Here is a 22,120-nt window from a genome sequence, read left to right as displayed (position 1 = left end):
TATGAATCGACAGGCAGCACAGCTGATTACACGGGCTGCTATTAATAAAATTGGGAATATGCTTTATGACTATGGAAATAGCATCTGGCTTGCTTCTTTGGGAGCTCTGGGACAGACGGTCTTGGGCATTTATCAGATATCAGAGCTAGTTACTTCCATCTTATTCAATCCTTTTGGGGGAGCTATTACGGACCGCTTTTCCAGACGTAAGGTGCTGATGGTAACAGATTTGATTTGTGCCGCTCTTTGTCTGCTGATTTCTTTTATTTCAAATGACCAGCTCATGATTGGAGCGCTGATTTTTGCTAATGTGGTTCAGGCTATAGCCTTTGCTTTTTCTCGGCCAGCTAATAAGTCTTATATTACCGAAATTGTGGACAAGGAAGACATTGTAACCTACAATTCTCATCTGGAATTGGCCTTGCAGGTTATCAGTGTCTCAGCTCCAGTTTTATCTTTTATTGTGATGCAGTATGCAAATTTGCGCGTGACCCTTCAGCTGGATACTATTAGCTTCTTTCTGGCTTTTGCCTTGGTTTACTTTCTGCCTAATCATGAGCCAAGCAAGCAGAAGTCTCCCATTAATCTTGGAAATATCCTGGGAGATATCAAGGAAGGTTTAGTTTATATCCGTCAGCAAAAAGAGATTTTCTTTCTGCTTTTAGTAGCTTCTGCAGTCAATTTTTTCTTTGCGGCTTTTAATTATCTATTGCCTTTTACCAATCAGCTCTACGGTAAGACAGGCTCTTATGCAAGCATTCTGAGTTTGGGAGCTGTAGGCTCAATCGTTGGAGCTGTTCTAGCCAGCAAGGTTAAGGCCAGTATGGGAAATCTTCTTGTAGCCCTGTTATTGACAGGTGTTGGAGTCGCAGTCATGGGCGTCTCTGCCTTGCTACCGGTTCATCCATATTTTTCTTATTCTGGTAATCTTATCTGTGAGCTCTTTATGACTGTGTTCAACATTCATTTCTTCAGCCAGGTTCAGACCAAGGTGGACAAGCAGTATCTAGGTCGCGTTTTCTCAACGATCTACACGCTGGCAATTCTTTTCATGCCTCCTGCGACTTTTCTGATGACGATGCTACCAAGTGTCCACACCCTTTCCTTTCTTCTGATTGGCCTAGGGGTGATAGGACTAGCTTTTCTGTCCTATATCTATCAAAAAAGAATACAAAAAAACTAGATTGGATTTCCAACCTAGTTTTTTGTATGTGAGTTTTCAAGTACTTTTTTTGTTTTCTTAAGCTCTTTTTTCAGTGAGAAATTTTTCACCATGCTGACGAGAAAGGTCGTGATAGAGCCAAGGAGCACTGAGCCCAAAATCACTATGATTAAGGGAAGTTTGAAGCTAAATAAGATGAAGCTGACATTGACGCTCTGCATATTGGCCAAGGAAATACCAGCCACTAATAGAATGGCAATTAAAAGTAGAATGTAGTGTAGTTTTATTTTCATAATGATTCTCTTGTATATTAACTTTATTTTTTATTCAAACTCTGCTCTACTTTTGATATCAACGTATTCTTCAGGGACTTCTTGAGCTAGAATATCTTCATAACTAGCTAGGTTGATATCAGAGCCATATTTGTTTTTCAGAGCAATGGTTACCAAGCGGTAGGCTAAGTTTACATTACGAGACAGGATTGGCCCATGGAAATAGGAGCCAAAGGCATTCTTATAGTGTACTCCTTCATAGCCATCCTCGTTATTATTACCATTTCCATAGAGAATCTGGCCTAATGGCTTTTCATCATCAGAGAGGAAGGTGCGTCCTTGATGATTTTCAAAACCGTAATAAGTCTCATCAAATTCTTCGTTATAGATTTTGACGTCTCCGATATAGCGATTATGATGCTGATTAAGAGTATAGTGGCCCATGATACCCAAACCTTCAATGCGTCGGCCAGATGCTTCGATATAGTATTGACCCAAGAGTTGAAATCCGCCACAAATGGCAAGAACGACACCGTCTGCATTGATAAATTCTTCTAAGGCATCTTTTTTAGCTGGTAAGTCACGAGCAACGATGGTTTGTTCATAGTCTTGCCCACCGCCAAAGAAGACGATGTCGTAGCTATTCTTGTCAAAGTCATCTTCTAGAGAGACAATATCGACGTGAACTTTAGCACCAAGTTTTTCTGCTACATACTTGAGCATGAGCACATTGCCGTTATCTCCATAAGTATTCATGAGATCCCCATAGAGGTGAGCGATTTTAATATCGTAACGGTAATCCTGATTATTAGGGGAGGTGAGGGATGTATATACCATTAGTTCATCTCCTTTCTGATCACTTGTCGATCTGCCAGCAATTCACGGAATTCTAGCATGGCAGTATAAGTCGCTAAGATATAGGCATGCTTGGTTTTCTGCTGTTCAATGGTCTTAAAGACTTCTTCCAAATCTTTGACTTCGCTAATCTGATCAGCAGGATAACCGGTTACTCTTAGTCGTCGAGCAATTTCAGAGTGGCGGACACCACCAGCAGTTATATGAGGAATATCCATTTCTAAAATCTTTTCAAAGTCAGCATCCCAAATCCAGCTAGTGTCAATACCATCAGCATAGTTGGCGTTCAGTAGAACGGACAAGCTAAATTCAAAAGGAGCAAGTCCAATCATATCCAGAGCCTGGGTCGCACCAACTGGATTTTTAATTAAAACTAAGGTACATTCCTTATCGCCGATTGAGAAAGTTTCTTGACGTCCAAATACAGCTCTGCTCTTATCAAAACCAGCCTTGATGGTAATTGGATCTACTTCAAAGAACTGAGCCACTGACACTGCAGCCAAGGCATTGTAGATATTGTAGAGCCCACCGATATTGATCTGATAATCTTGACCATCAATAGTAAAGGCAGAGCGGTTATGCTCAAGAGCATTGAGAGCAGTCAAGCTGTAGTCTAGTTTAGGACGCTTGAAGCCACAGTCTTCACAGATATATGCACCAAGATTGGCATAGGTGTTGAGCTCATACTTGAGGATATGCTCGCACTTGGGACAGAGGATGCCCTCGGTATTATAGTGAGCTAGCTGAGCCTGGCTTTTTTCAGTATCAAATCCATAGTAGCGAACAGGATTTTTCAAATTAACCGAATTAAAAAGTGGGCTGTCGCCATTCATGAGTACAGTCGCTTCAGGCACTTTTGCAGCAGCATCCAAAATCATCTGGTAGGTCGTGTAGATCTCACCATAGCGGTCCATTTGGTCACGGAAAATATTGGTAAAGACGAAAAGGCTAGGTTTGATATAATCACAAATCCGAGATAGGCTGGCTTCATCTATTTCTAGGACAGCGATATTCTTGCCAGATTTGCCTTTCTTAGCGGTTAGGAAGGTTGTGGTGATTCCTGTAATCATATTGGCGCCACTAGGATTGGTCACCACTTCTCCAAAAGCTTCCTTGAGAATACCCACTGTCAGAGCAGTCGTTAGGGTTTTACCATTGGTTCCAGTGATGACCACCACTTCATAGTTTTTGGCTAAATTTTGTAAAATATTTTTATCAAATGTCAGGGCTAGTTTTCCTGGCAAAGTAGAGCCACGTCCCATCTTGCTAAGAAGAAAGTGGGAGGACTTACCTGCTAAGAGGCCCAATGCTGTATTTATCTTCATAAGTCATATTTTATCATAAAAAAGTAAAGAAGGTTACAGAAAAAAACTACTAAAAGTGATATAATAGAAAAGAACGTTTCTTTGAGAGGGTGGACAGATTATGAATTTTCAGCAACTATCCAATCTCCAATACTGGTCCAGCTTATTTGGTAGCCCATGGAGTATTGTGATTAATCTTATTGATATAGCTTTAGTAGCTTGGATTTTGTATTTTTTTACTAAGGCTGTTGCCGGGACAAAGATTATGATTCTCCTACGTGGAGTTTTACTCTTTGTTTTGGGACAAATTATTGCGAATGCACTAGGTCTGACGACCATTTCTTGGTTGATCAACCAGGTGATTACCTATGGGGTCATCGCAGCTGTAGTCATTTTTTCTCCAGAAATTCGTACGGGTTTAGAGCGATTAGGAAGAGCGACAGATTTATTCGCTGCAACTCCGGTGAGCTCGGAAGAAAAGCTTATTCAAGCCTTTGTCAAAGCTGTAGAATATATGAGCCCTCGGAAAATCGGAGCTTTGGTTGCTATTCAAGGTAGCAGAACTCTGCAGGAATACATTGCAACTGGTATTCCTCTAGATGCGGATGTATCCGGTGAATTGCTGATTAATATTTTTATTCCCAATACACCTTTGCATGACGGAGCTGTGATTGTCCGAGACAATAAGATTGCCGTTTCTTGTGCTTATCTGCCTCTTACTGAAAAAGCAGGTATTTCAAAAGAGTTTGGGACACGGCACCGGGCAGCGATTGGGTTATCAGAAGTGTCAGATGCTTTAACTTTCATTGTATCAGAAGAAACGGGCGGTATTTCCATCACTCACAATGGTGTCTTTAAGCATGATTTATCTTTAAAAGAGTTTGAAGCTGAGCTTTACAAGGTACTAGCTCCTGAAACGATTTCTAAAAAAGGATGGAAACAGCGGATATTAGGAGGACGTAAAGATGAAAAATTATAAACGGATTTGGTACATCCTCTCCTCTATCTTTTTTGCTTTGATTTTGTTTGTCTATGCGACATCAACAAATTATCAAAATAATAGTAATGTTCGCCAAAATAGATCAGAAACGTATACAAACACAATTACGAATGTTCCGATTGATGTCAAATATGATAGCGATGAGTATTTTATTAGTGGTTTTTCATCAGAGGTTTCTGTCAGCCTTACTGGATCAAATCGGGTAACTCTTGCTAGCGAGATGCAAGAAAGCACCCGTAAATTTAAGATAGTGGCTGATCTGACAAATGTCAAAATCGGTATATCCGAGGTCAAACTCAGTATTAACAATCTTCCGAGTGGTCTGACAGCGACTGTTAATCCAGATAAAATTACAGTGAAAGTTGGAAAACGAGTGAGCAAGTCTGTTTCCGTTCAAACAACCATTACAGAAAGTCAAGTAGCTCAAGGAATTCAAATTTCAAATATTAGTTTTGGTGATTCAAAGGTGACCGTTTTTAGTGATGAAGACTATATGGAAAGGATTGATCATGTCGAAGCTGTGTTGCCAGAAAGCGACGTGATCAGTGGACACTATACTGCTGTAGCAACGCTGAAAGCAGTCGATAGTAATGGGACAGTGATACCAAGTGTCATTAGCCCCTATGAAACAACCGTTAAAATAACAACAAAAACAGCTAGTTCGTCATCAAGCAGTACAAGCTCTTCTTCAACGAACTATTCATCAAGTCATTAGTATAGATAGTTTATACCTGAAAGGAATTTTATAACAATGGGAAAATATTTTGGAACCGATGGTGTTCGCGGAGAAGCAAATAAAGAATTAACTCCAGAATTGGCTTTTAAATTAGGACGCTTTGGTGGTTATGTTCTAAGTCAGCATGAAAGTGACGTACCTCGGGTCTTTGTTGGTCGAGACACACGGATTTCAGGTGAAATGCTAGAAAGTGCTTTGGTTGCAGGACTTTTGTCTGTTGGGATTCATGTCTATAGATTAGGTGTGATTGCAACTCCAGGTGTGGCTTATTTGGTCAAGTCTGAAAAAGCGAGCGCCGGAGTCATGATTTCTGCCAGCCACAATCCAGCTCAGGATAACGGCATCAAATTCTTTGGTAGTGATGGTTATAAGCTGGATGACAATCGTGAGCTAGAAATCGAAGCTTTACTGGACGCAGCAGAAGATACTCTGCCACGTCCAAGCGCAGAAGGATTGGGTGATTTGGTGGATTATCCAGAAGGATTGCGTAAGTACCAACAATACTTGGTTTCAACTGGTTTGGAACTAGAAGGAATGCATGTGGCCTTAGATACTGCAAACGGTGCGGCTTCGACAAGTGCACGTCATATTTTTGCAGATCTAGGTGCTCAGTTGACCGTTATCGGAGAAAATCCTGATGGTCTCAATATTAATCTCAATGTCGGTTCTACCCATCCAGAAGCCCTACAAGAAGTCGTGCGTGAATCTGGTGCCGATATTGGTCTAGCCTTTGATGGAGATAGTGATCGCTTGATTGCTGTGGATGAAAATGGCGATCTAGTAGATGGTGATAAGATCATGTATATCATCGGGAAATACCTATCCGAGAAAGGTGAACTTGCTCAAAATACCATCGTGACTACTGTCATGTCTAATCTCGGTTTTCATAAGGCTTTGGAGCAAGCAGGCATCGATAAGGCAGTGACAGCAGTTGGTGACCGCTATGTAGTAGAGGAAATGCGTAAAAATGGCTATAATCTAGGCGGTGAGCAGTCTGGTCATGTCATTATCATGGATTACAATACGACAGGTGACGGTCAGCTTTCAGCTGTACAATTAACCAAGGTCATGCAGGAAACAGGTAAGAAACTATCTGAATTAGCTGCTGAAGTGACTATTTATCCTCAGAAATTGGTCAATATTCGTGTGGAAAACAGCATGAAGGATAAGGCGATGGAAGTTCCCGCTATCAAGACAGTGATTGAGAAAATGGAAGCCGAAATGGCTGGTAATGGCCGGATTTTAGTGCGTCCGAGTGGAACAGAGCCTCTCTTACGTGTCATGGCTGAGGCTCCGACTGACGAAGAGGTTGATTACTATGTTGATACGATTGCGGATGTAGTACGATCTGAAATTGGGATTGAATAAAAAAGGAAAGAAAGATTGAAATTTTTTCAATCTTTTTTTATTCGGACTTGTGTACGATAAAATCATCCCGATAATTGAAATTTTAAGAATTTTTTGATAGAATAAATCATAATAATTTTGTAAAAGAGGTAAGAATTTTGGCTTTTGGAGATGAAGGAAAACGTAAAAAAACTGGATTTGAAAAATTAACAATGGTTATTATCGTAATCATGCTACTGGTAACTGTTGGCGCTATCTTTGCTACTGCTATTAGTGCTCTAATGAGATAATTTTAAATCCAAAACGCTCTTTCAGCGTTTTTTTTAGGAATATGAAAGTAAAAGTTAAGAGAAGGTAGAGAAAGAATGAGTATGTTTTTAGATACAGCCAAGATTCAGGTTAAGGCTGGTAATGGTGGTGATGGTATGGTTGCCTTTCGCCGTGAGAAATACGTTCCCAATGGCGGTCCTTGGGGTGGCGATGGCGGCCGTGGAGGCAATGTGGTTTTTGTTGTAGACGAGGGCCTGCGTACCCTGATGGATTTTCGCTATAATCGCCATTTTAAGGCCCAGTCTGGTGAAAAGGGCATGACTAAGGGCATGCATGGTCGAGGTGCTGAAGATTTGGTCGTTCGTGTACCTCAGGGGACGACAGTGCGAGATGCTGAGACTGGCAAGGTGTTGACGGACTTGGTAGAAAATGGCCAAGAATTTATCGTAGCCCATGGTGGTCGAGGTGGTCGTGGAAATATCCGTTTCGCAACGCCTAAAAATCCTGCACCTGAGATTTCTGAAAATGGAGAACCAGGACAAGAACGGGAGCTTTTGCTTGAGCTCAAGGTCCTAGCAGACGTTGGATTAGTTGGTTTTCCATCTGTCGGAAAATCCACTCTACTTAGCGTGATTACAGCGGCTAAGCCTAAGATTGGTGCCTATCATTTCACGACTATCGTGCCTAATCTTGGCATGGTTCGCACCCAGTCTGGCGAGTCATTTGCAGTAGCAGATCTACCGGGGCTGATTGAGGGGGCTAGTCAAGGGGTCGGACTGGGCACTCAGTTTCTCCGTCATATAGAGCGGACACGGGTTATCCTGCATGTCATTGATATGTCAGCTAGTGAAGGGCGTGATCCTTATGAGGACTATCTAGCTATCAATAAAGAGTTGGAATCCTACAACCTTCGACTTATGGAGCGCCCTCAGATTATTGTTGCCAACAAGATGGATATGCCTGATAGTACTGAAAATCTTAAGGTATTTAAAGAGAAATTAGCAGCCAATTATGACGAATTTGCAGATTTACCGCAAATCTTCCCAATTTCTAGCCTGACCAAGCAGGGACTTGGTACACTCTTAGATGCGACCGCAGCATTACTGGATAAGACACCTGAATTTCTTCTCTATGATGAGTCTGAAATGGAAGAGGAAGCTTACTATGGCTTTGACGAGGAAGCGCCAGCCTTTGAAATCTCTCGTGATGATGATGCGACTTGGGTGCTGTCAGGTGACAAGCTTGAGAAACTCTTTAATATGACCAACTTTGACCGTGATGAGGCAGTCATGAAATTTGCCCGTCAGCTTCGAGGGATGGGCGTTGATGAATCCCTTCGTGCTCGCGGAGCCAAGGATGGTGACCTGGTTCGCATCGGCAAGTTTGAGTTTGAATTTGTTGACTAAGGAGGCCTGCAATGGGTGATAAACCAATATCCTTCCGTGATGAAAATGGAAACTTTGTCTCTGCAGCTGACGTCTGGAATGCAGAAAAGCTAGAAGAGCTCTTCACTCGCCTTAATCCAAATCGTAAATTACGATTGGAAAGAGAAAAGGCTAAAAAAGAAGACTAAAATAAGCGAGAGTGGGACAGAAATCGGTAATTCGTTAGAATTCGATTTCGTCGTCCCACCTCCGCACAGTTGAGTAGGGTTGTAAAAGCTGATGGAATCAGCGTAGTAGAGCCCACTCAACCACTGCGTCTTGCTCGATAATCCAAAGACAATTGAGAGGTTAGGACTTTTGTCCCAGCCTCGTTTTTATTTATAGTCAACTGTTAGTGTGCTTCTTTTGTTTCCGATAATGATATAATATGCTTAAGGAACATTTGATTCTAAAGGAGAGTGGATAATGACTAAAGAATTAGAGGATATGTCTTTGGAAGAGTTGTGGCAGCTTTTTCCAATTTTTCTGAGAGAACATCAGGTTGAGTGGAAAGACTGGTATGAGGAGGAGCGACTGTGTCTCTTGAGTTTTCTACCAGAACATCAGATCGTCCGTCTTAGTCACATTGGCTCAACATCAGTAGAGACCATCTGGGCCAAGCCTATAGTGGACATCATGCTGGAAATTCCAATAGAAACAGATATGGCTATTATACGGGACTTATTGCTACAGAATGGCTATCTCCTCATGTCAGAAAGTCAAGGGCGAATGTCATTTAATAAAGGCTATACATCGAGTGGTTTTGCAGAGCGTGTTTTCCATCTGCATCTGCGCTATGAAGGCGATCATGATGAGCTTTACTTTAGAGACTATTTACAGGAGCACTCTGCTGTAGCCAAAGAATATGAGGAGCTCAAGTTGTCCTTGTGGAAACAGTACGAACACAATCGTGATGCCTATACAAACTCCAAGACGGAGTTTATCAAGAAATATACCAAGGAAGCTAAAAAGCTTTATGGCAGAAGGTATAAGAGGGAAGTCCTATGATTTATCTTGTGATAATAGCCCTTCTGATTATTCTAATTTTTCCATACTTAATGTACCAGTCAAAGAAACCATCGGGCTTTATTGGACTATGGATGATGAAAATTTGGAATCGTGCTTATTTACCTATGGTTGTCTGGTCGGTCAGTCAGTTGGATCATAAGAAGCGATTTAAAGCTATTTTGGATGTTGGAGTTGGAAATGGAGCATCCTCAAAATATTTGAAAAAGCACTTTCCTAATAGCCAAGTGTTGGGGATTGATATTTCCACTACAGCCATCAGAGCAGCTGCACAATTGGCTGAGTCTGGCCTATCTTTTGAGGTGAAGAATGTTGAGAATACGGATCTCCCTGTTGGCGAATTTGATTTGATTACAGCCTTTCAGACTCATTTTCATTGGTCAGATTTGACTCAAGCGTTTCTAGAACTTAAGCGGATTCTTAAGTCTGATGGAATCATCTTACTGGCATGTGAATGGAGCAAATTAACTTACTACCTACCAGACTTTAGAAAGCAAGAAAATCTGGAACAGTATTTGTCTAACTTGAACTTGCATCTCATCGATAGCCAAAGAAATGGTCAATGGATTCTTTATAAAATAGGGAAAAACTAAGGGAGGTATCCTATGAAACAATTATTTCTATGCTCTTATTTTGCGGGAGTCAAGGACTTGTTCAGACAATATGCGTCTGAAAAACAATTGGGCAAACAAGTATTGTTTATCCCGACGGCTGGAAATATAGAAGAGTACAGGGGTTATATCGACGAAGCACTGCTAGCCTTTGAAGACTTGGGATTTCAAGTAGAGATCTTGGATATTTCAGCTTGTGATAGAGAAACAGCTCAAGCCAAAATTTTCCAAAGCAAGCTCCTCTATATTTCTGGCGGTAATACCTTTTACCTTCTGCAAGAACTAAAGAAAAAGCAACTTTTGTCTTTGATAAAAGAGCAGATTGCAGACGGTATGATTTATGTGGGCGAATCCGCTGGTGCTATCATCACAGCCAAAGACATTGACTATAACAAGATTATGGACGATAAGGCGGTTGCTAAGGAACTGAATGATACAGAGGCACTAAACGAGGTTGATTTTTATGTTATTCCTCATCTAGGCGAAGAACCCTTTGTCGCAAGCGCTCAGGCCACTCTGGATACATACAGCGACCAGCTAAATCTACTTCCCCTCAATAATCGTCAAGCTATGCTTGTGGAGGGTGAAGAAGTGAAGGTTTTGGTGGAAAATAAATAAGAATGCGGGTGTAGTATTTTGATTGAAAAGACATACGAAACATCAAGTGGAGTCATTCACTATTGGACAAATGATATGTATGCATCAGCGAAAAGTGCTCTTATCTTTTTACCTGGACTTACAGCTGACCATAGATTATTTGACAAACAAATAGAATATTTTAAAGATACATATAGAGTCTTGGTTTGGGACGCACCTGGACACGCTTCATCTTATCCATTTCGTCTCGATTTTACTTTATTTGATTTAGCAACTTGGCTGGATGAAATATTTATCGAAGAGAGAATAGAAGATCCAATAGTAATTGGTCAGTCAATGGGAGGATATGTAGGACAGGTTTATGCTCAACTTTTTCCTGAGAAATTAAAAGGTCTTGTTACGATTGATTCACCATCCCTTCAAAGGAAGTATTATACAGCTATGGAATTGTGGCTCTTAAAAAATATGGAGGCAATTTATAGAATCTATCCATGGAAATTTCTTTTGAAATCAGGCCCTAAAAGCGTATCAACAACAGACTATGGAAGAAAACTGATGTATGATATGATGATGATTTATGATGGCGATCAAGAAAGGTATGCTCGTCTTGCGGGATACGGATATAAGATATTTTCAGAAGCAGTGGAGAAGAAACTTTCCTATGAAGTAAAATGTCCACAATTGGTTATATGTGGAAAAGAAGATCGTGCAGGATCTTGTATACGATATTTGAAGGCCTATGAAAGAAATACTGGGAAGTCTGTTCAATGGATTGATAAAGCGGGGCACAATTCTAATACCGACCAACCCGATATTGTAAATAGACTGATTAATGAATTTTTGAATAACAAAATTAAAGAAAAGCTTGGTTGAAAGACCGGCTTTTTGATATAATAGACTCTATGAACACAAAAGAAAAAATTTCAAATTATCAACTTTTATTAGCACAGCTGGAAACTTTGTTGTGGGGTGAGACTAGCGCTTTAGCTAATCTTTCCAACGCTAGCGACCAGCTGAATCTGCTTCCCCTCAATAATCGTCAAGCTATGCTTGTGGAGGGTGAAGAAGTGAAGGTTTTGGAGGAGTAATAAAATATTTTTGCCACGAATTTTAACAAAAGATCTATAAAAAGTAAGAAAAGCTTGGTTGAAGCAACCAGCTTTTTTGCTATACTAACAGTGTAATCATAAAAAGGAGATTAAAAAATGATTTCTAAAAATATTGCTATTTTAAGAAAAAGAGAGAATATTTCTCAGGAAAAACTGGCCGAGGAAATAGGTGTATCAAGACAGACTATAGCAAAATGGGAAGCAGGAGAAAGCGTTCCAGATGTGATTTATTCCTCTCAATTAGCTGATTTTTTTGATGTGAGTTTGGATGAATTAGTACATTTAGAAAGCAATTTATTGACAACTCCTAGTATCAAAGGGAAATATATTTTTGGAACAGTAACGGTGGGTGAGCGTGGTGAAATCCACTTACCCCCCCAGGCACGAAATATTTTTCAAATAAAAGCGGGAGATCAGCTTCTTTTGCTAGGAGATGAAAATCAAGGATTGGCGTTATTAGATCCGAATTTTTTTCTAGAAGCTCCTAAGTATTTTTCAGAAAAGTAGGAGGTAATGAATGAAAAGGAAAATGATGTTAGTTATTTTGATATTGATAGCTGTTATATTGGTAAGTGCAGGGTGGTTTGCTTATCGTAATCTTCACTATGATAAGGCTAATCTTGAATATATCCGACAAGCTGGGATGATAGAAAAGCAAGTGACTTTACCAGATGGATCTCTTATAAATTATGGTGAAGGTCCAAAAAATGGTCCTCCTTTACTCCTGATCCATGGCCAGCAAGTATCTTGGGAGGACTACGCCAAGGTTTTTGGAGAATTGTCTAAGCGATATCATGTATATGCAGTAGATTGTTATGGACATGGTGGGTCTAGTAAAAATCCTGCTAAATATTCAGCACTAGAAAATAGTCAGGATTTCATTTGGTTTATTCATAATATTATAAAAGCTCCTGTGTTCATTTCAGGACATTCATCAGGTGGGCTTCTGGCAACAATGGTAGCTGCACTAGCTCCTGATACTGTTAGAGGACTATTGATAGAAGATGCACCGTTCTTTTCAACAGAGCCTAGTCGAGCACTTTCTACTTTTTCTTGGTTAGGATTTAAAGATATGTATGATTTCTTAAAAAGCGGTAAAAAAATTATACTGCCTATTTTTTAGAACATACTTATTTAAAAAAACTTTTTGGTGAGCAAAATTTTAATAAAATTGTCAAAAAACCAGCTCTGAACTATATGAAAAATCATCCAGGAAAGATTCCTAGAATTTGGTACTATCCGCCAGAATTACAAGTGAATCTCATCTATGACTTAACAGCTAATTTACAGGATGGAACAGGAGATTACGATCTTCGTTTTGGCTCAACATTTTATGATTTTTCTTGGTTCAAGGGATTTGAACAGGAAGAAATCTTGAAAAAAGTTCAATGTCCATCTATATTGCTTCATGTGGCTCGGCCTTTGAATCAGAAAAATTACTATGATAAAAATGGGATTCTCTTGAGTGCTATGGATGACAAAGATGCTAAGCGAGTAGACAAACTTTTGTTGAACAATCATCTAATAGATAATATCAAGAGTGGGCATGATATTCATGCTGAAAAACCTGAGATTTTTATTCGGGCGATTGATGATTTACAAAAAAGGTGTAAATAGAATCTTAAAGGTGAGAGATGTTTTTACTTGATCTATTGGGATTTTCACTTGACGAAAAGTTTAAAGTCTATTTTAGTTGTGCTTCTTATTTTTATTTCAAAAACAGCCATCAGGCTGTTTTTTTGATATAATAGACTCTATGAACACAAAAGATAAAAATTCAAATTATCAACTTTTATTAGCACAGCTGGAATCCTTGCTAGAAGGTGAGACCAATGCTTTGGCCAATCTGTCGAATGCTAGCGCTCTTCTTAATCAAGCCCTGCCTCATTCGATTTTTACTGGTTTCTATCTTTTTGATGGGAATGAACTAATTTTGGGGCCTTTTCAGGGTGGTGTTTCCTGTGTACATATTGCGCTAGGCAAGGGTGTCTGTGGGGAGTCTGCTGAGAAAGAGCAGACGATTATCGTGGATGATGTGACCCAGCATGCCAACTATATCTCTTGTGATAGTAGAGCGAAAAGCGAGATTGTGGTGCCCATGGTAAAGGACGGTCGACTGCTTGGAGTGCTGGATTTGGACTCAGTCTTGACGGGTGATTATGATCATGTGGATCAGGAATATCTGGAAAGGTTCGTCCAGATTTTGCTTGAAAAAACGACTTGGAATTTTGAAATGTTTGGAGAAAAAGCCTAATGTATCAAGCTTTATATCGAAAGTACCGTAGCCAGACCTTTGGTCAGCTGGTGGGTCAGCAGGTAGTGGCAACCACTCTGCGACAGGCTGTGGAGCAAGGGAAAATTAGCCATGCCTATCTCTTTTCTGGCCCACGTGGAACAGGAAAAACCAGTGTAGCTAAGATTTTTGCCAAGGCTATGAACTGTCCGAATCAAAAGGACGGCGAGCCCTGCAATGACTGCTATATCTGTCAGGCCATAACTGAGGGGAGTCTTGAAGATGTCATCGAAATTGATGCGGCTTCTAATAATGGCGTAGATGAGATACGTGATATTCGGGACAAGTCTACCTATGCTACTAGTCTGGCTAAGCACAAGGTCTATATCATTGACGAGGTGCATATGCTCTCGACTGGAGCCTTTAACGCCTTGCTCAAGACCTTGGAAGAGCCGACGGAAAATGTTGTCTTTATCTTAGCAACGACAGAGCTGCATAAGATCCCAGCGACCATTCTTTCCCGCGTCCAGCGTTTTGAGTTTAAATCTATCAAGACTCAGGACATTATTGGCCATATTGAGTGGATTTTGGAGCAGGAAGGCATTGATTTTGAGCAGGAAGGTGTGCAGATTATTGCCCGTCGAGCTGAGGGCGGTATGCGAGATGCCTTGTCTATCCTCGATCAGGCTCTTAGCTTGACCCAAGAAAATCGCCTGACTACAGAGATTGCTGAAGAGATCACAGGCTCTATCAGTCTGGGAGCTTTGGATATTTATGTAGCAGCCTTGATTGCGCATGACGCAGTCACAGCCTTAGACAATCTCAATCTGATTTTTGACAGTGGCAAAAATATGGCCCGTTTTGTGACCGACCTCCTGCAATATCTGCGTGATCTAATCATTGTCAAAACTGGCGGGGAGAATCATCATGCTAGCGAGCTCTTTCTGGAAAATCTCAAGACACCGCAGGACACTCTCTTTGCCATGATTGATATGGCGACTAAGAGTTTGGCTGACATCAAGAACAGCCTGCAGCCTAAGATTTATACTGAAATGATGACCATCCGACTGGCAGAGACTAAGAGCCTTCCAGCTTCGACAGCCATTCCAGATAATCTAGCCGATGAGCTCAAGGGTCTGAGACAAGAGATTGATAATCTCAAGCAGCAAGTGGCCAATGGCAGTGTGAAACCAGTGGCAGCTGTCAAAACTTCAGATATTCGTCCACAAAAGTCAAAAGGTTATCGGGTTGATCGTCATAAAGTTAATGCTATTTTAGAAGAGGCCGTTGAGAATCCAGGTTTAGCACGTAGTAATTTAACCAAATTGCAAAATGCTTGGGGCGAGATTATCGAAAGTCTTGCTGGAGCAGATAGGGCTTTGTTAGCAGGTTCACAGCCAGTAGCAGCTAATGAAAATCATGCTATTTTGGCTTTTGAATCCAACTTTAATGCAGAACAGACCATGAAGCGGGACAATCTCAATACCATGTTTGGCAATATCCTCAGCAATGCAGCAGGATTTTCGCCAGAAATTTTAGCCATTTCCTTAGAAGAATGGACCAAGATTCGGGCAGAGTTTTCGGCTCGCAATCGTCATGATAAGGCCGTGGTTGAAGAAAAGGAAGAAGAAAGCTTGATACCAGAGGGATTTGACTTTTTAGCAGAAAAAATCATCGTCCAAGAAGATTAAAAAAGGATTTTTTAAATCTTTCATGTTATAATAAAAGTATGAATAGAATACAATTTATAACAGTAGCGCTTTTTACTGCTATTGAGACCTATTTATTTAATGAAGCAATCATGTTGGAGCAGTATTTGATGGCTTTGTTCTGGGCTTTTCTAATATTACGCAATCTACAAGTCTCCTATGTTATGGGGCGAATCGTAGATGAAATTGATAAGCAGATGAAACAAAAATAATGATAAAAAAGGACTGAATCAAACGCTCAGTCCTTTTATAATATGATTTTTTAGAAAGTGAGAAGCAAGTATGGATATAATAGTGAAGTTTACGATTACTACAGAACAGAATGAGTTAGTAGCTTACCAACTGGTCAGCGAAATCTCACCGCTGTTGAGCCAAATCTCTTGATCATCTGATAGTTTAACTAAAAGCTGTCCACTATCAGAAACATCTTTTGCTACACCTTTGTAGCTAATTCCTTTCTGGCTAAAAGTTACTTGACGTCCTAGCACAAGAGAACGTTGCTTGTAGAGGTAGAGCAATTCGTCTGGTTCACTTTCATAGAAGCATTTCCAAATCTCTGCAATCAGTTCATTTCGGCTGATTGCTGGTTTTTCTTCAAAGAGAGAGCCTGCCTTTTCTTGGAGTTCTATTGGAAATTCCGTGATAAAAAAGTTAAAACCGAGACCAATGATAACATCCGTAACGAGTCCAGTCTCGATAGAGCTTATCGCTTCGGTCAGGATTCCTGCAATTTTCTTTCCTCTAAAGTAGATATCATTGACCCACTTGATGTCTACATCTATAAGAGTTAGATTTTTTACAGCCTTATAGATTGCACCAGCAGTTAAGAGTGTATAGGAAGGAAGCTGATCAAAGGGGAGATCTGGCTTGAGATGAAGAGTCATGTAAAAGCCGCCTTGGTTGGGACAAAAGAATTGGCGGCCGAAACGGCCACGTCCAGCTGATTGTGAAGTAGCAAGGTAGAGAGTGTTAGCTGGTTTCCCAGCCTCTATACCAGTCTTAGCATCTAGCTGAGTAGATTGACAATCGGGATTGAAAGAAACCTCATTAAGGGGGGACTGTGACTCAATCCAGGCAGGTATCAGCAAATCACCAGAGATCAATCGATAGCCACGATTTTTAATTGATTCGATTTGGATGCCTTCTTTCTCTAGTTTTTGAATGGCTTTCCAAACTGAAGTACGTGAGATACCTAATTCTTGGGCTATTTTTTCGCCATTTATAAAGTCATCAGCCTGGCTAAGGATGTCAAAAAGTTTTTCATAGGTTTTCATGGGTAAGATCTTTCTAGCTTAAAGGCTACTTTCTCTAATGGTTAACTTAGTGGATAGCTTAACCATATAAGGAATAGAATGTTTCTCTTGTTGGAAAGTTTGTTCGAGGATTTGGATCGCTTGTTTGCCCATTTCTTCTGTAAAAACAGTCACAGTACTCAGTGCAGGGATCATATACTTGGCAAGTGAAGTGTCGTTAAAAGAGATTAAGCTAACTTGTTGTGGAACAGAGATACTAGCTTCTTGTAAAGCACGTAAAGCACCAGCTGCTAGAGCATCATTTGCAGCAAAGAAGGCTTGTGGTAAATCATCACCAAGTTCTTTAATCAATTCTTTCATCAAAGTATAGCCTGTATCTGATGAAAAACTTCCTATTTTTACAAATCTGGGATCGAATAGATTCAGTTGTTTCAGGTAGGTCTTAAAAGTAGTGAGGCGTGGGTCAGATAAGATTGTATTTTTATCAGAGGCTGTTTCTTCGCCTGCAATCATACCAATTTTCGTTAAACCCTTGTCTATAAAATAATCTAAAACCTGGATAACAGAGTTTTCAAAATCAGTTGTAACACAAGAATATCCAAAACTTAGGGTATCACAGTCAACGAAAACGAGCTTCTTGCCGTACGTTTCTAATTCCTTTATATCGCGCGTGCTGAATTTACCAATGGCTACAATTCCATCGACTGTATTGAGTTGCTCGAAAGAGTCGTTGTTAAAGATATTGACGATTTCATACCCTAGCTCTTGCGCTTTTTTTTCAGTCCCCATGCGAATCGCATAGTAATAGAGATCATCTAATTCTTCTTGTTCGGTATACCATTCGATAATTGCAAGGCGACCTTTTGTTCTTATATCTGTTTTTTGTTTTTTATTTTTTATATTGCAGTTGTTCTGCGACTGCAAAAATTTTTTTACGTGTTTCATCGCTGACAGACATAGACTGGTCGTGATTTAAAACCCGAGATACAGTTGCAGAAGAGACACCAGCAGCTTGAGCAATATCTTTGATAGTAGCCATACGATTCAATCCTTTTTCTTTACTATTTTTTTATTATACATCAAAAATTAGTAAATCACAAAGCAAAATTTAGTAAAACATTCTGGCATATTTGGTATGGCTATTAGTAGGCAGATCATAGTATGTGGTTTAATAAAATGAAGCTTTGAATGAAGAGGATAAAAGATGAAAAGAAATGGAATAACTTTTCTTACATTAGTTACTATTTTATGCGGCTTGTTTTCCTAAAAGCCTGTAAGAAAGGACCACTAAGTCTTGACCAACAAGAAGAGCTGATGACTGATGTTCGTGGTTTGTTATTAAATATGGAAAAGCAGATGAGCAGCTGGCAACTAAGCGTTGGTAAGAAGGAAGATAGTTTATGCTTCCTCGGCTAACCCATTTGGTAAAGAAAAACGTGGAAAGGCAAAAGGAATTGGCGATCGTATTGAAAATGCTGTTGATTTGGTCATTGAAGCTGATGATCATGCGGCTTCTATACAGCCAGATAAGACAATCGAAACTCGCTATGAACAAGGTGTCATGGTCTTCATGGTGGACAAGGATGGGAAATTAATTCTAGAACAAGGTGGGCAACGTTCCATCTCACCAGCACCTGAGGTCATCCCCAAAGGCTTTGATATTTACAAAATCATGATGCACCTGTCCGATACTTTGAACTCATGGGATTACCGTCAGGGTGAATATTACTCAGATAAAAAATAAGCTCAGTGTGGGAGAGAAGACCTCTTAGACACTGGGTTTTTTAGTTTATAATTTCTTTTATTTTTCCTATAATCATGTTATAATATATGAGATTATATATTAATAGGATATAAAGGGGTGGTTAACTTATAAAAAGTATTTATATGTCACGATTAAATGAATGATTATATGACTATAAAGATGAAGAAAGGGAGATAAAGTTTAAATGATAAAAAAGCAGATTTTTTAGAAAGAATAAAAGCAGAGTTTCCAGATGCGATTGAAAATAGAACAAAAAGCTATGTTTCTTTTCAGGTTGAGAATCAGAAAGGAAAATTACAAAACTTCATTGAGGTTAGTTTTCAGAGTAAAAGAATAAAAATTGCTATTTTATCAAAAAGTCTCCAAGAATCAGATGTTTTTTATTTGATAAGAAACCAGATTCGTTTGGATGGACGCTTGATGCTGAGTATATTATTGATAGTGAAGACTCATTGAATGAGGTTTTACCTTTTATAGACAAATCGTATGAGTTTGTAAAAGGAGGGACGGATATAGAGTGTTACACAGCTTTCAGAGAATTTTTATCAAAATTTGTTAATCAAGCAAATCTCTATAATTCAAAAGATATTAGGATTAAACGTTCTCAGAAATTTGATGGTGCTAAGAGTATCTATCCTGCGGTTATTATTGATAATATTCCATACAAAGTTGAAATGCTTAACAAAAGTCATTTTGGACCAAAGAGTGGTAATGGATATATTAAATTACCTTACTTTGGTTATCGACTGAGTGACATTGATAACTCATGGATAAATATAAGATGTGGTTTCCAGAGTTTTGAACTTACAGAATTTAAAATAGTAAAATGGTATAGTGATAATCGAGATGAAGAATTGGGTCATAAATACTTTGTTAAAGATTTAGAGTTGGAATCAACTGGTAAACCTAGCGATACCTTAAAAAAGTTTTATAACTATTTTACTAGTTTTTATAGAGAATTAGAAAAGAAAGATATAAATATGTTAGAAAATATTAACAAATATAAAAATATTTTACTTTCATCCAAAAACCTCATCCTCCGTGGTGCTCCTGGTACAGGAAAAACCTATCTTGCCAGACAAATTGCCAATGAGTTGACTGGTGGAAATGAAGACCAAATTGGATTTGTACAGTTTCATCCATCTTATGACTATACAGATTTTGTAGAAGGACTGAGACCAGTATCAAATGGGGATGGGATTATTGAGTTTAAGCTACAAGATGGTATTTTTAAGAAGTTTTGTCAGAAGGCTAGAGACGCTCAGAAGACTGGAGGACAAGATAATTTTGAAGAGACTTGGACTAAGCTAACCGATGCTCTCAATGAGAAACAGGGGCAATATTTGTTCCCTCGTAGTTCGGTTCCAGCCAGTTTAAACAGTCAAGGGAATGTGAAGTTTGATTCTCCTGTTGCCACCAAAGAAAAAGTATATCTTTTATATAAGGGTGAGGAGACTAAGTTAAAGTACGAAACTTATCAAAAAATTGTTTTGGATCACATGAAAGAAAGTTATGGCTTATCTGATTATGTATCCCCAAAGATTGACACAGACAAGAAATTCGTCTTCATCATCGATGAAATTAATCGTGGTGAGATTTCTAAGATTTTTGGTGAACTTTTTTTCTCCATTGATCCGGGCTATCGTGGTAAGGATGGAGAGGTTTCTACCCAATATGCTAATTTACATGAAACTAATGAGAAGTTTTATATTCCTGAAAATGTCTACATCATCGGAACAATGAATGATATTGACCGCTCGGTAGATACCTTTGATTTTGCCATGCGCCGTCGTTTCCGTTTTGTAGAAATCACGGCTGAAAGTCAGTTGGGAATGCTTGATGAACCTCTTGGATATGGAGCTGAAGAAGCGAAAATGCGTCTAAGAAACTTGAATGCTGCCATAGAAAAAGTAGAAGAGCTCAATAGTCATTACCATGTTGGACCAAGTTATTTCCTTAAGTTGCAGGAAGTAGACTTTGACTATGAATTGCTCTGGTCCGATTATATTAAGCCGCTCCTAGAAGACTACTTGCGAGGTTCTTATGATGAGGTTGAAACTTTGGAAACTTTGAAAAAGGCATTTGATTTGACAAAAAATAAGCAAACAGATCGGCAAGATACTGGTGATGATGATGCGGATAACTGATAATCAGCATAAAATTGCTAAAGAAGACTTTATCACAGAATATCCCAAACTAAGTCAAGCACTTCTTGATAGAACACTAGATAACCTTTCTCGAGAGGACAGTATTTTTATTTTCCCAAATGATTTGATGAATTCTCCTGATTTAGACAAAGATCAAAAGATTTTGGAAACATTTAATCAGGAAATCAAGACAGGAAACGTGATTGGTTTTCTGGGTTACGGTCAGGAAAGATTAACGATTTCCTCTCGTTTTTCAAATGCTAATAGCGACTATTTTTTACATTATCTCTTGCAGAAGGTCCTCAATATCAATCTCACTAACTTGGATGTTGGTTTATCAAGCGAAGATAAACTCTATCAACTACTGGTTTACCTCTTTCCAAAATATCTGCAAGCGGCTTTGAGAAAAGGGCTTTATAAGGAATACCAGCGGTTTTTCCATAATGATAGCCATGTAAAGGGAGCGATTGATGTCGGAAATCATCTTAAGAAAAATGTTCCTTTTATGGGAAATATTTCCTACACTACTAGAGAGTTTGCTTATGATAATCCATTGATGCAGCTGATTCGACACACCATTGAGTATATTAAGAATCAGAAAACAATTGGAAGTGGAGCGTTTGATGCTAATCGTGAAAATGTAACAGAAATTATCCGCGTGACTCCGTCTTATAAACTAGCTGATCGTGTTAAGATTATCAGACTGAATCAAGCTAAACCCATCCGTCATGCCTTTTTTCGGGAATATAGAAAATTACAGGAACTCTGTTTGATGATTCTGAGTAGAGAAAAGCATGGTCTTGGGCCACAAACCCAAAGGGTGCATGGCATTCTCTTTGATGTTGCCTGGCTTTGGGAAGAGTATGTTTACACCTTGTTGCCAAAAGGATTCATCCATCCACGAAATAAAGAAAAGAGAGATGGCATTTCTGTATTTAGGAGTCATGGTCGAAAAATTTATCCAGACTTCTATTATAAAGATTTAAAAATCGTACTAGATGCCAAATATAAAAAGCTAGAATTTACTGAAAAAGGAATCAATCGTGAGGATTTATATCAACTGATTTCCTATGCATACATTTTAAAAGCTAAAACAGCCGGTCTTATTTTCCCAAGCGTGGAGAAGGTTGTTGATAATGACATAGGTAAATTAGCAGGTTACGGGGCACTCTTGAAAAAGTGGTCCATTCTTATCCCTCAAGAAGCTGAAAATTATGACCATTTTGTTCAACAGATACATCAATCGGAAACAATAAATTTTAGATTTTAAAGCAGGGTGAACCTGCTTTTTCTATGCTTA

23 protein-coding genes and 3 pseudogenes are annotated in these 22,120 nt (G+C 39.2%); 21 read left to right on the top strand and 5 right to left on the bottom strand.

The features are described from left to right. Nucleotide 1 precedes the first annotated feature (1 nt). Entirely contained in the window at nucleotides 2-1,183 is a 1,182-nt protein-coding gene (locus HMPREF9182_RS01545) for an MFS transporter (protein WP_009443662.1), read from the top strand. Nucleotides 1,184-1,197: 14 nt separating this feature from the next. Here the strand turns inward: HMPREF9182_RS01545 and HMPREF9182_RS01540 are convergent, their stop codons facing one another. From HMPREF9182_RS01540 to murT, 3 genes are read right to left on the bottom strand one after another with little or no spacing between them, the layout of a single operon-like run. After that, complete coding sequence (locus tag HMPREF9182_RS01540; RefSeq protein WP_009754722.1) at nucleotides 1,198-1,455, bottom strand: lipopolysaccharide assembly protein LapA domain-containing protein; 258 nt, start codon at nucleotides 1,453-1,455, stop codon at nucleotides 1,198-1,200. A 30-nt stretch (nucleotides 1,456-1,485) separates the two neighbouring features. Continuing rightward, nucleotides 1,486-2,271 carry a lipid II isoglutaminyl synthase subunit GatD gene (gene gatD, locus HMPREF9182_RS01535; protein WP_009755096.1) on the bottom strand — a complete coding sequence of 262 codons (786 nt, stop codon included), beginning with the start codon at nucleotides 2,269-2,271 and terminating at the stop codon, nucleotides 1,486-1,488. Further along, complete coding sequence (murT, locus tag HMPREF9182_RS01530) at nucleotides 2,271-3,614, bottom strand: lipid II isoglutaminyl synthase subunit MurT (protein WP_009443799.1); 1,344 nt, start codon at nucleotides 3,612-3,614, stop codon at nucleotides 2,271-2,273. The genes gatD and murT overlap by 1 nt, the downstream gene beginning before the upstream one ends. Nucleotides 3,615-3,714: 100 nt before the next feature. Here murT and cdaA point away from each other — a divergent pair, with 100 nt between their 5' ends. The 17 genes and pseudogenes from cdaA to HMPREF9182_RS01455 all read left to right on the top strand — a co-directional run bounded on the left by cdaA (nucleotide 3,715) and on the right by HMPREF9182_RS01455 (nucleotide 15,867). Next, complete coding sequence (gene cdaA, locus HMPREF9182_RS01525; RefSeq protein WP_009755056.1) at nucleotides 3,715-4,572, top strand: diadenylate cyclase CdaA; 858 nt, start codon at nucleotides 3,715-3,717, stop codon at nucleotides 4,570-4,572. Beyond that, on the top strand, nucleotides 4,559-5,308 hold the full coding sequence (locus HMPREF9182_RS01520) for a CdaR family protein (protein ID WP_009443781.1): 750 nt from the start codon (nucleotides 4,559-4,561) through the stop codon (nucleotides 5,306-5,308). Before cdaA ends, HMPREF9182_RS01520 begins: the two co-directional genes overlap by 14 nt. A gap of 36 nt (nucleotides 5,309-5,344) precedes the next feature. After that, on the top strand, nucleotides 5,345-6,697 hold the full coding sequence (gene glmM, locus HMPREF9182_RS01515) for a phosphoglucosamine mutase (RefSeq protein WP_009754746.1): 1,353 nt from the start codon (nucleotides 5,345-5,347) through the stop codon (nucleotides 6,695-6,697). A gap of 137 nt (nucleotides 6,698-6,834) precedes the next feature. After that, nucleotides 6,835-6,966 carry a DUF4044 domain-containing protein gene (locus HMPREF9182_RS09790; RefSeq protein WP_009754656.1) on the top strand — a complete coding sequence of 44 codons (132 nt, stop codon included), beginning with the start codon at nucleotides 6,835-6,837 and terminating at the stop codon, nucleotides 6,964-6,966. Nucleotides 6,967-7,041: 75 nt separating this feature from the next. Continuing rightward, entirely contained in the window at nucleotides 7,042-8,352 is a 1,311-nt protein-coding gene (obgE, locus tag HMPREF9182_RS01510) for a GTPase ObgE (protein ID WP_009443392.1), read from the top strand. 11 nt (nucleotides 8,353-8,363) lie between these two features. After that, nucleotides 8,364-8,519: a hypothetical protein gene (locus HMPREF9182_RS10260; protein WP_009754610.1), complete on the top strand. Its 156-nt coding sequence runs from the start codon at nucleotides 8,364-8,366 to the stop codon at nucleotides 8,517-8,519. Nucleotides 8,520-8,796: 277 nt separating this feature from the next. Further along, the gene (locus tag HMPREF9182_RS01500) at nucleotides 8,797-9,378 is read left to right on the top strand and encodes a GrpB family protein (RefSeq protein WP_009444001.1); all 582 of its coding nucleotides are present in this window, start codon (nucleotides 8,797-8,799) and stop codon (nucleotides 9,376-9,378) included. Further along, on the top strand, nucleotides 9,375-9,989 hold the full coding sequence (locus HMPREF9182_RS01495) for a class I SAM-dependent methyltransferase (RefSeq protein ID WP_009754368.1): 615 nt from the start codon (nucleotides 9,375-9,377) through the stop codon (nucleotides 9,987-9,989). The genes HMPREF9182_RS01500 and HMPREF9182_RS01495 overlap by 4 nt, the downstream gene beginning before the upstream one ends. Before the next feature lie 12 nt (nucleotides 9,990-10,001). After that, nucleotides 10,002-10,625, top strand: coding sequence for a Type 1 glutamine amidotransferase-like domain-containing protein (locus HMPREF9182_RS01490; RefSeq protein WP_009754686.1), 624 nt, complete (start codon nucleotides 10,002-10,004; stop codon nucleotides 10,623-10,625). 18 nt (nucleotides 10,626-10,643) lie between these two features. Continuing rightward, entirely contained in the window at nucleotides 10,644-11,477 is an 834-nt protein-coding gene (locus HMPREF9182_RS01485) for an alpha/beta fold hydrolase (protein WP_037602509.1), read from the top strand. Nucleotides 11,478-11,506: 29 nt separating this feature from the next. Next, nucleotides 11,507-11,623: pseudogene (locus HMPREF9182_RS10730) on the top strand (GAF domain-containing protein); the annotation flags it as partial. A gap of 186 nt (nucleotides 11,624-11,809) precedes the next feature. After that, a complete protein-coding gene (locus tag HMPREF9182_RS01475) occupies nucleotides 11,810-12,220 on the top strand; it encodes a helix-turn-helix domain-containing protein (RefSeq protein ID WP_009443912.1) in 411 nt (136 codons plus the stop codon). 10 nt (nucleotides 12,221-12,230) lie between these two features. Beyond that, nucleotides 12,231-12,836, top strand: a complete 606-nt coding sequence (locus HMPREF9182_RS10875; RefSeq protein ID WP_009754879.1) for an alpha/beta fold hydrolase — start codon at nucleotides 12,231-12,233, stop codon at nucleotides 12,834-12,836. 74 nt (nucleotides 12,837-12,910) lie between these two features. Next, entirely contained in the window at nucleotides 12,911-13,330 is a 420-nt protein-coding gene (locus HMPREF9182_RS10870; RefSeq protein WP_009754548.1) for a hypothetical protein, read from the top strand. Between the two features lie 139 nt (nucleotides 13,331-13,469). Beyond that, nucleotides 13,470-13,967 (top strand): GAF domain-containing protein, encoded by a 498-nt coding sequence (locus HMPREF9182_RS01465; protein ID WP_009443113.1) that lies wholly within the window; start codon nucleotides 13,470-13,472, stop codon nucleotides 13,965-13,967. Next, the gene (gene dnaX / locus HMPREF9182_RS01460; RefSeq protein ID WP_009754928.1) at nucleotides 13,967-15,637 is read left to right on the top strand and encodes a DNA polymerase III subunit gamma/tau; all 1,671 of its coding nucleotides are present in this window, start codon (nucleotides 13,967-13,969) and stop codon (nucleotides 15,635-15,637) included. Before HMPREF9182_RS01465 ends, dnaX begins: the two co-directional genes overlap by 1 nt. A 38-nt stretch (nucleotides 15,638-15,675) precedes the next feature. Next, entirely contained in the window at nucleotides 15,676-15,867 is a 192-nt protein-coding gene (locus tag HMPREF9182_RS01455; protein ID WP_037602503.1) for a DUF3272 family protein, read from the top strand. 123 nt (nucleotides 15,868-15,990) lie between these two features. Here HMPREF9182_RS01455 and birA read toward each other — a convergent pair whose 3' ends face one another. Next, the gene (gene birA / locus HMPREF9182_RS01450) at nucleotides 15,991-16,929 is read right to left on the bottom strand and encodes a bifunctional biotin--[acetyl-CoA-carboxylase] ligase/biotin operon repressor BirA (RefSeq protein WP_009443951.1); all 939 of its coding nucleotides are present in this window, start codon (nucleotides 16,927-16,929) and stop codon (nucleotides 15,991-15,993) included. Nucleotides 16,930-16,947: 18 nt separating this feature from the next. After that, a pseudogene (locus HMPREF9182_RS01445) lies at nucleotides 16,948-17,947 on the bottom strand (LacI family DNA-binding transcriptional regulator). Nucleotides 17,948-18,204: 257 nt separating this feature from the next. On the opposite strand from HMPREF9182_RS01445, the pseudogene HMPREF9182_RS01440 reads away from it, so the two are divergent. From HMPREF9182_RS01440 to HMPREF9182_RS01430, 3 genes and pseudogenes are all read left to right on the top strand, one after another. Beyond that, nucleotides 18,205-18,652, top strand: a pseudogene (locus HMPREF9182_RS01440) (translation factor (SUA5)); the annotation flags it as partial. Between the two features lie 473 nt (nucleotides 18,653-19,125). Continuing rightward, nucleotides 19,126-20,820 (top strand): McrB family protein, encoded by a 1,695-nt coding sequence (locus HMPREF9182_RS01435; RefSeq protein WP_009443176.1) that lies wholly within the window; start codon nucleotides 19,126-19,128, stop codon nucleotides 20,818-20,820. Beyond that, nucleotides 20,807-22,090 carry an McrC family protein gene (locus HMPREF9182_RS01430; protein ID WP_009443251.1) on the top strand — a complete coding sequence of 428 codons (1,284 nt, stop codon included), beginning with the start codon at nucleotides 20,807-20,809 and terminating at the stop codon, nucleotides 22,088-22,090. Before HMPREF9182_RS01435 ends, HMPREF9182_RS01430 begins: the two co-directional genes overlap by 14 nt. The last annotated feature ends 30 nt before the right edge of the window (nucleotides 22,091-22,120 follow it).

Source organism: Streptococcus sp. oral taxon 056 str. F0418 (genome assembly GCF_000220065.1).
Classification (GTDB): domain Bacteria; phylum Bacillota; class Bacilli; order Lactobacillales; family Streptococcaceae; genus Streptococcus.
The sequence above is the reverse complement of the archived record's forward strand: the minus strand, read 5'-3'. Positions and strand labels throughout refer to the sequence as shown.

Bases quoted from the DNA above. Each gene is read 5' to 3' on its own strand.
- HMPREF9182_RS01545 (WP_009443662.1), top strand. From the start codon at position 2: ATGAATCGACAGGCAGCACAGCTGATTACACGGGCTGCTATTAATAAA.
- HMPREF9182_RS01540 (WP_009754722.1), bottom strand. From the start codon at position 1,455: ATGAAAATAAAACTACACTACATTCTACTTTTAATTGCCATTCTATTA.
- gatD (WP_009755096.1), bottom strand. From the start codon at position 2,271: ATGGTATATACATCCCTCACCTCCCCTAATAATCAGGATTACCGTTAC.
- murT (WP_009443799.1), bottom strand. From the start codon at position 3,614: ATGAAGATAAATACAGCATTGGGCCTCTTAGCAGGTAAGTCCTCCCAC.
- cdaA (WP_009755056.1), top strand. From the start codon at position 3,715: ATGAATTTTCAGCAACTATCCAATCTCCAATACTGGTCCAGCTTATTT.
- HMPREF9182_RS01520 (WP_009443781.1), top strand. From the start codon at position 4,559: ATGAAAAATTATAAACGGATTTGGTACATCCTCTCCTCTATCTTTTTT.
- glmM (WP_009754746.1), top strand. From the start codon at position 5,345: ATGGGAAAATATTTTGGAACCGATGGTGTTCGCGGAGAAGCAAATAAA.
- obgE (WP_009443392.1), top strand. From the start codon at position 7,042: ATGAGTATGTTTTTAGATACAGCCAAGATTCAGGTTAAGGCTGGTAAT.
- HMPREF9182_RS10260 (WP_009754610.1), top strand. From the start codon at position 8,364: ATGGGTGATAAACCAATATCCTTCCGTGATGAAAATGGAAACTTTGTC.
- HMPREF9182_RS01500 (WP_009444001.1), top strand. From the start codon at position 8,797: ATGACTAAAGAATTAGAGGATATGTCTTTGGAAGAGTTGTGGCAGCTT.
- HMPREF9182_RS01495 (WP_009754368.1), top strand. From the start codon at position 9,375: ATGATTTATCTTGTGATAATAGCCCTTCTGATTATTCTAATTTTTCCA.
- HMPREF9182_RS01490 (WP_009754686.1), top strand. From the start codon at position 10,002: ATGAAACAATTATTTCTATGCTCTTATTTTGCGGGAGTCAAGGACTTG.
- HMPREF9182_RS01475 (WP_009443912.1), top strand. From the start codon at position 11,810: ATGATTTCTAAAAATATTGCTATTTTAAGAAAAAGAGAGAATATTTCT.
- HMPREF9182_RS10875 (WP_009754879.1), top strand. From the start codon at position 12,231: ATGAAAAGGAAAATGATGTTAGTTATTTTGATATTGATAGCTGTTATA.
- HMPREF9182_RS10870 (WP_009754548.1), top strand. From the start codon at position 12,911: ATGAAAAATCATCCAGGAAAGATTCCTAGAATTTGGTACTATCCGCCA.
- HMPREF9182_RS01465 (WP_009443113.1), top strand. From the start codon at position 13,470: ATGAACACAAAAGATAAAAATTCAAATTATCAACTTTTATTAGCACAG.
- dnaX (WP_009754928.1), top strand. From the start codon at position 13,967: ATGTATCAAGCTTTATATCGAAAGTACCGTAGCCAGACCTTTGGTCAG.
- HMPREF9182_RS01455 (WP_037602503.1), top strand. From the start codon at position 15,676: ATGAATAGAATACAATTTATAACAGTAGCGCTTTTTACTGCTATTGAG.
- birA (WP_009443951.1), bottom strand. From the start codon at position 16,929: ATGAAAACCTATGAAAAACTTTTTGACATCCTTAGCCAGGCTGATGAC.
- HMPREF9182_RS01430 (WP_009443251.1), top strand. From the start codon at position 20,807: ATGCGGATAACTGATAATCAGCATAAAATTGCTAAAGAAGACTTTATC.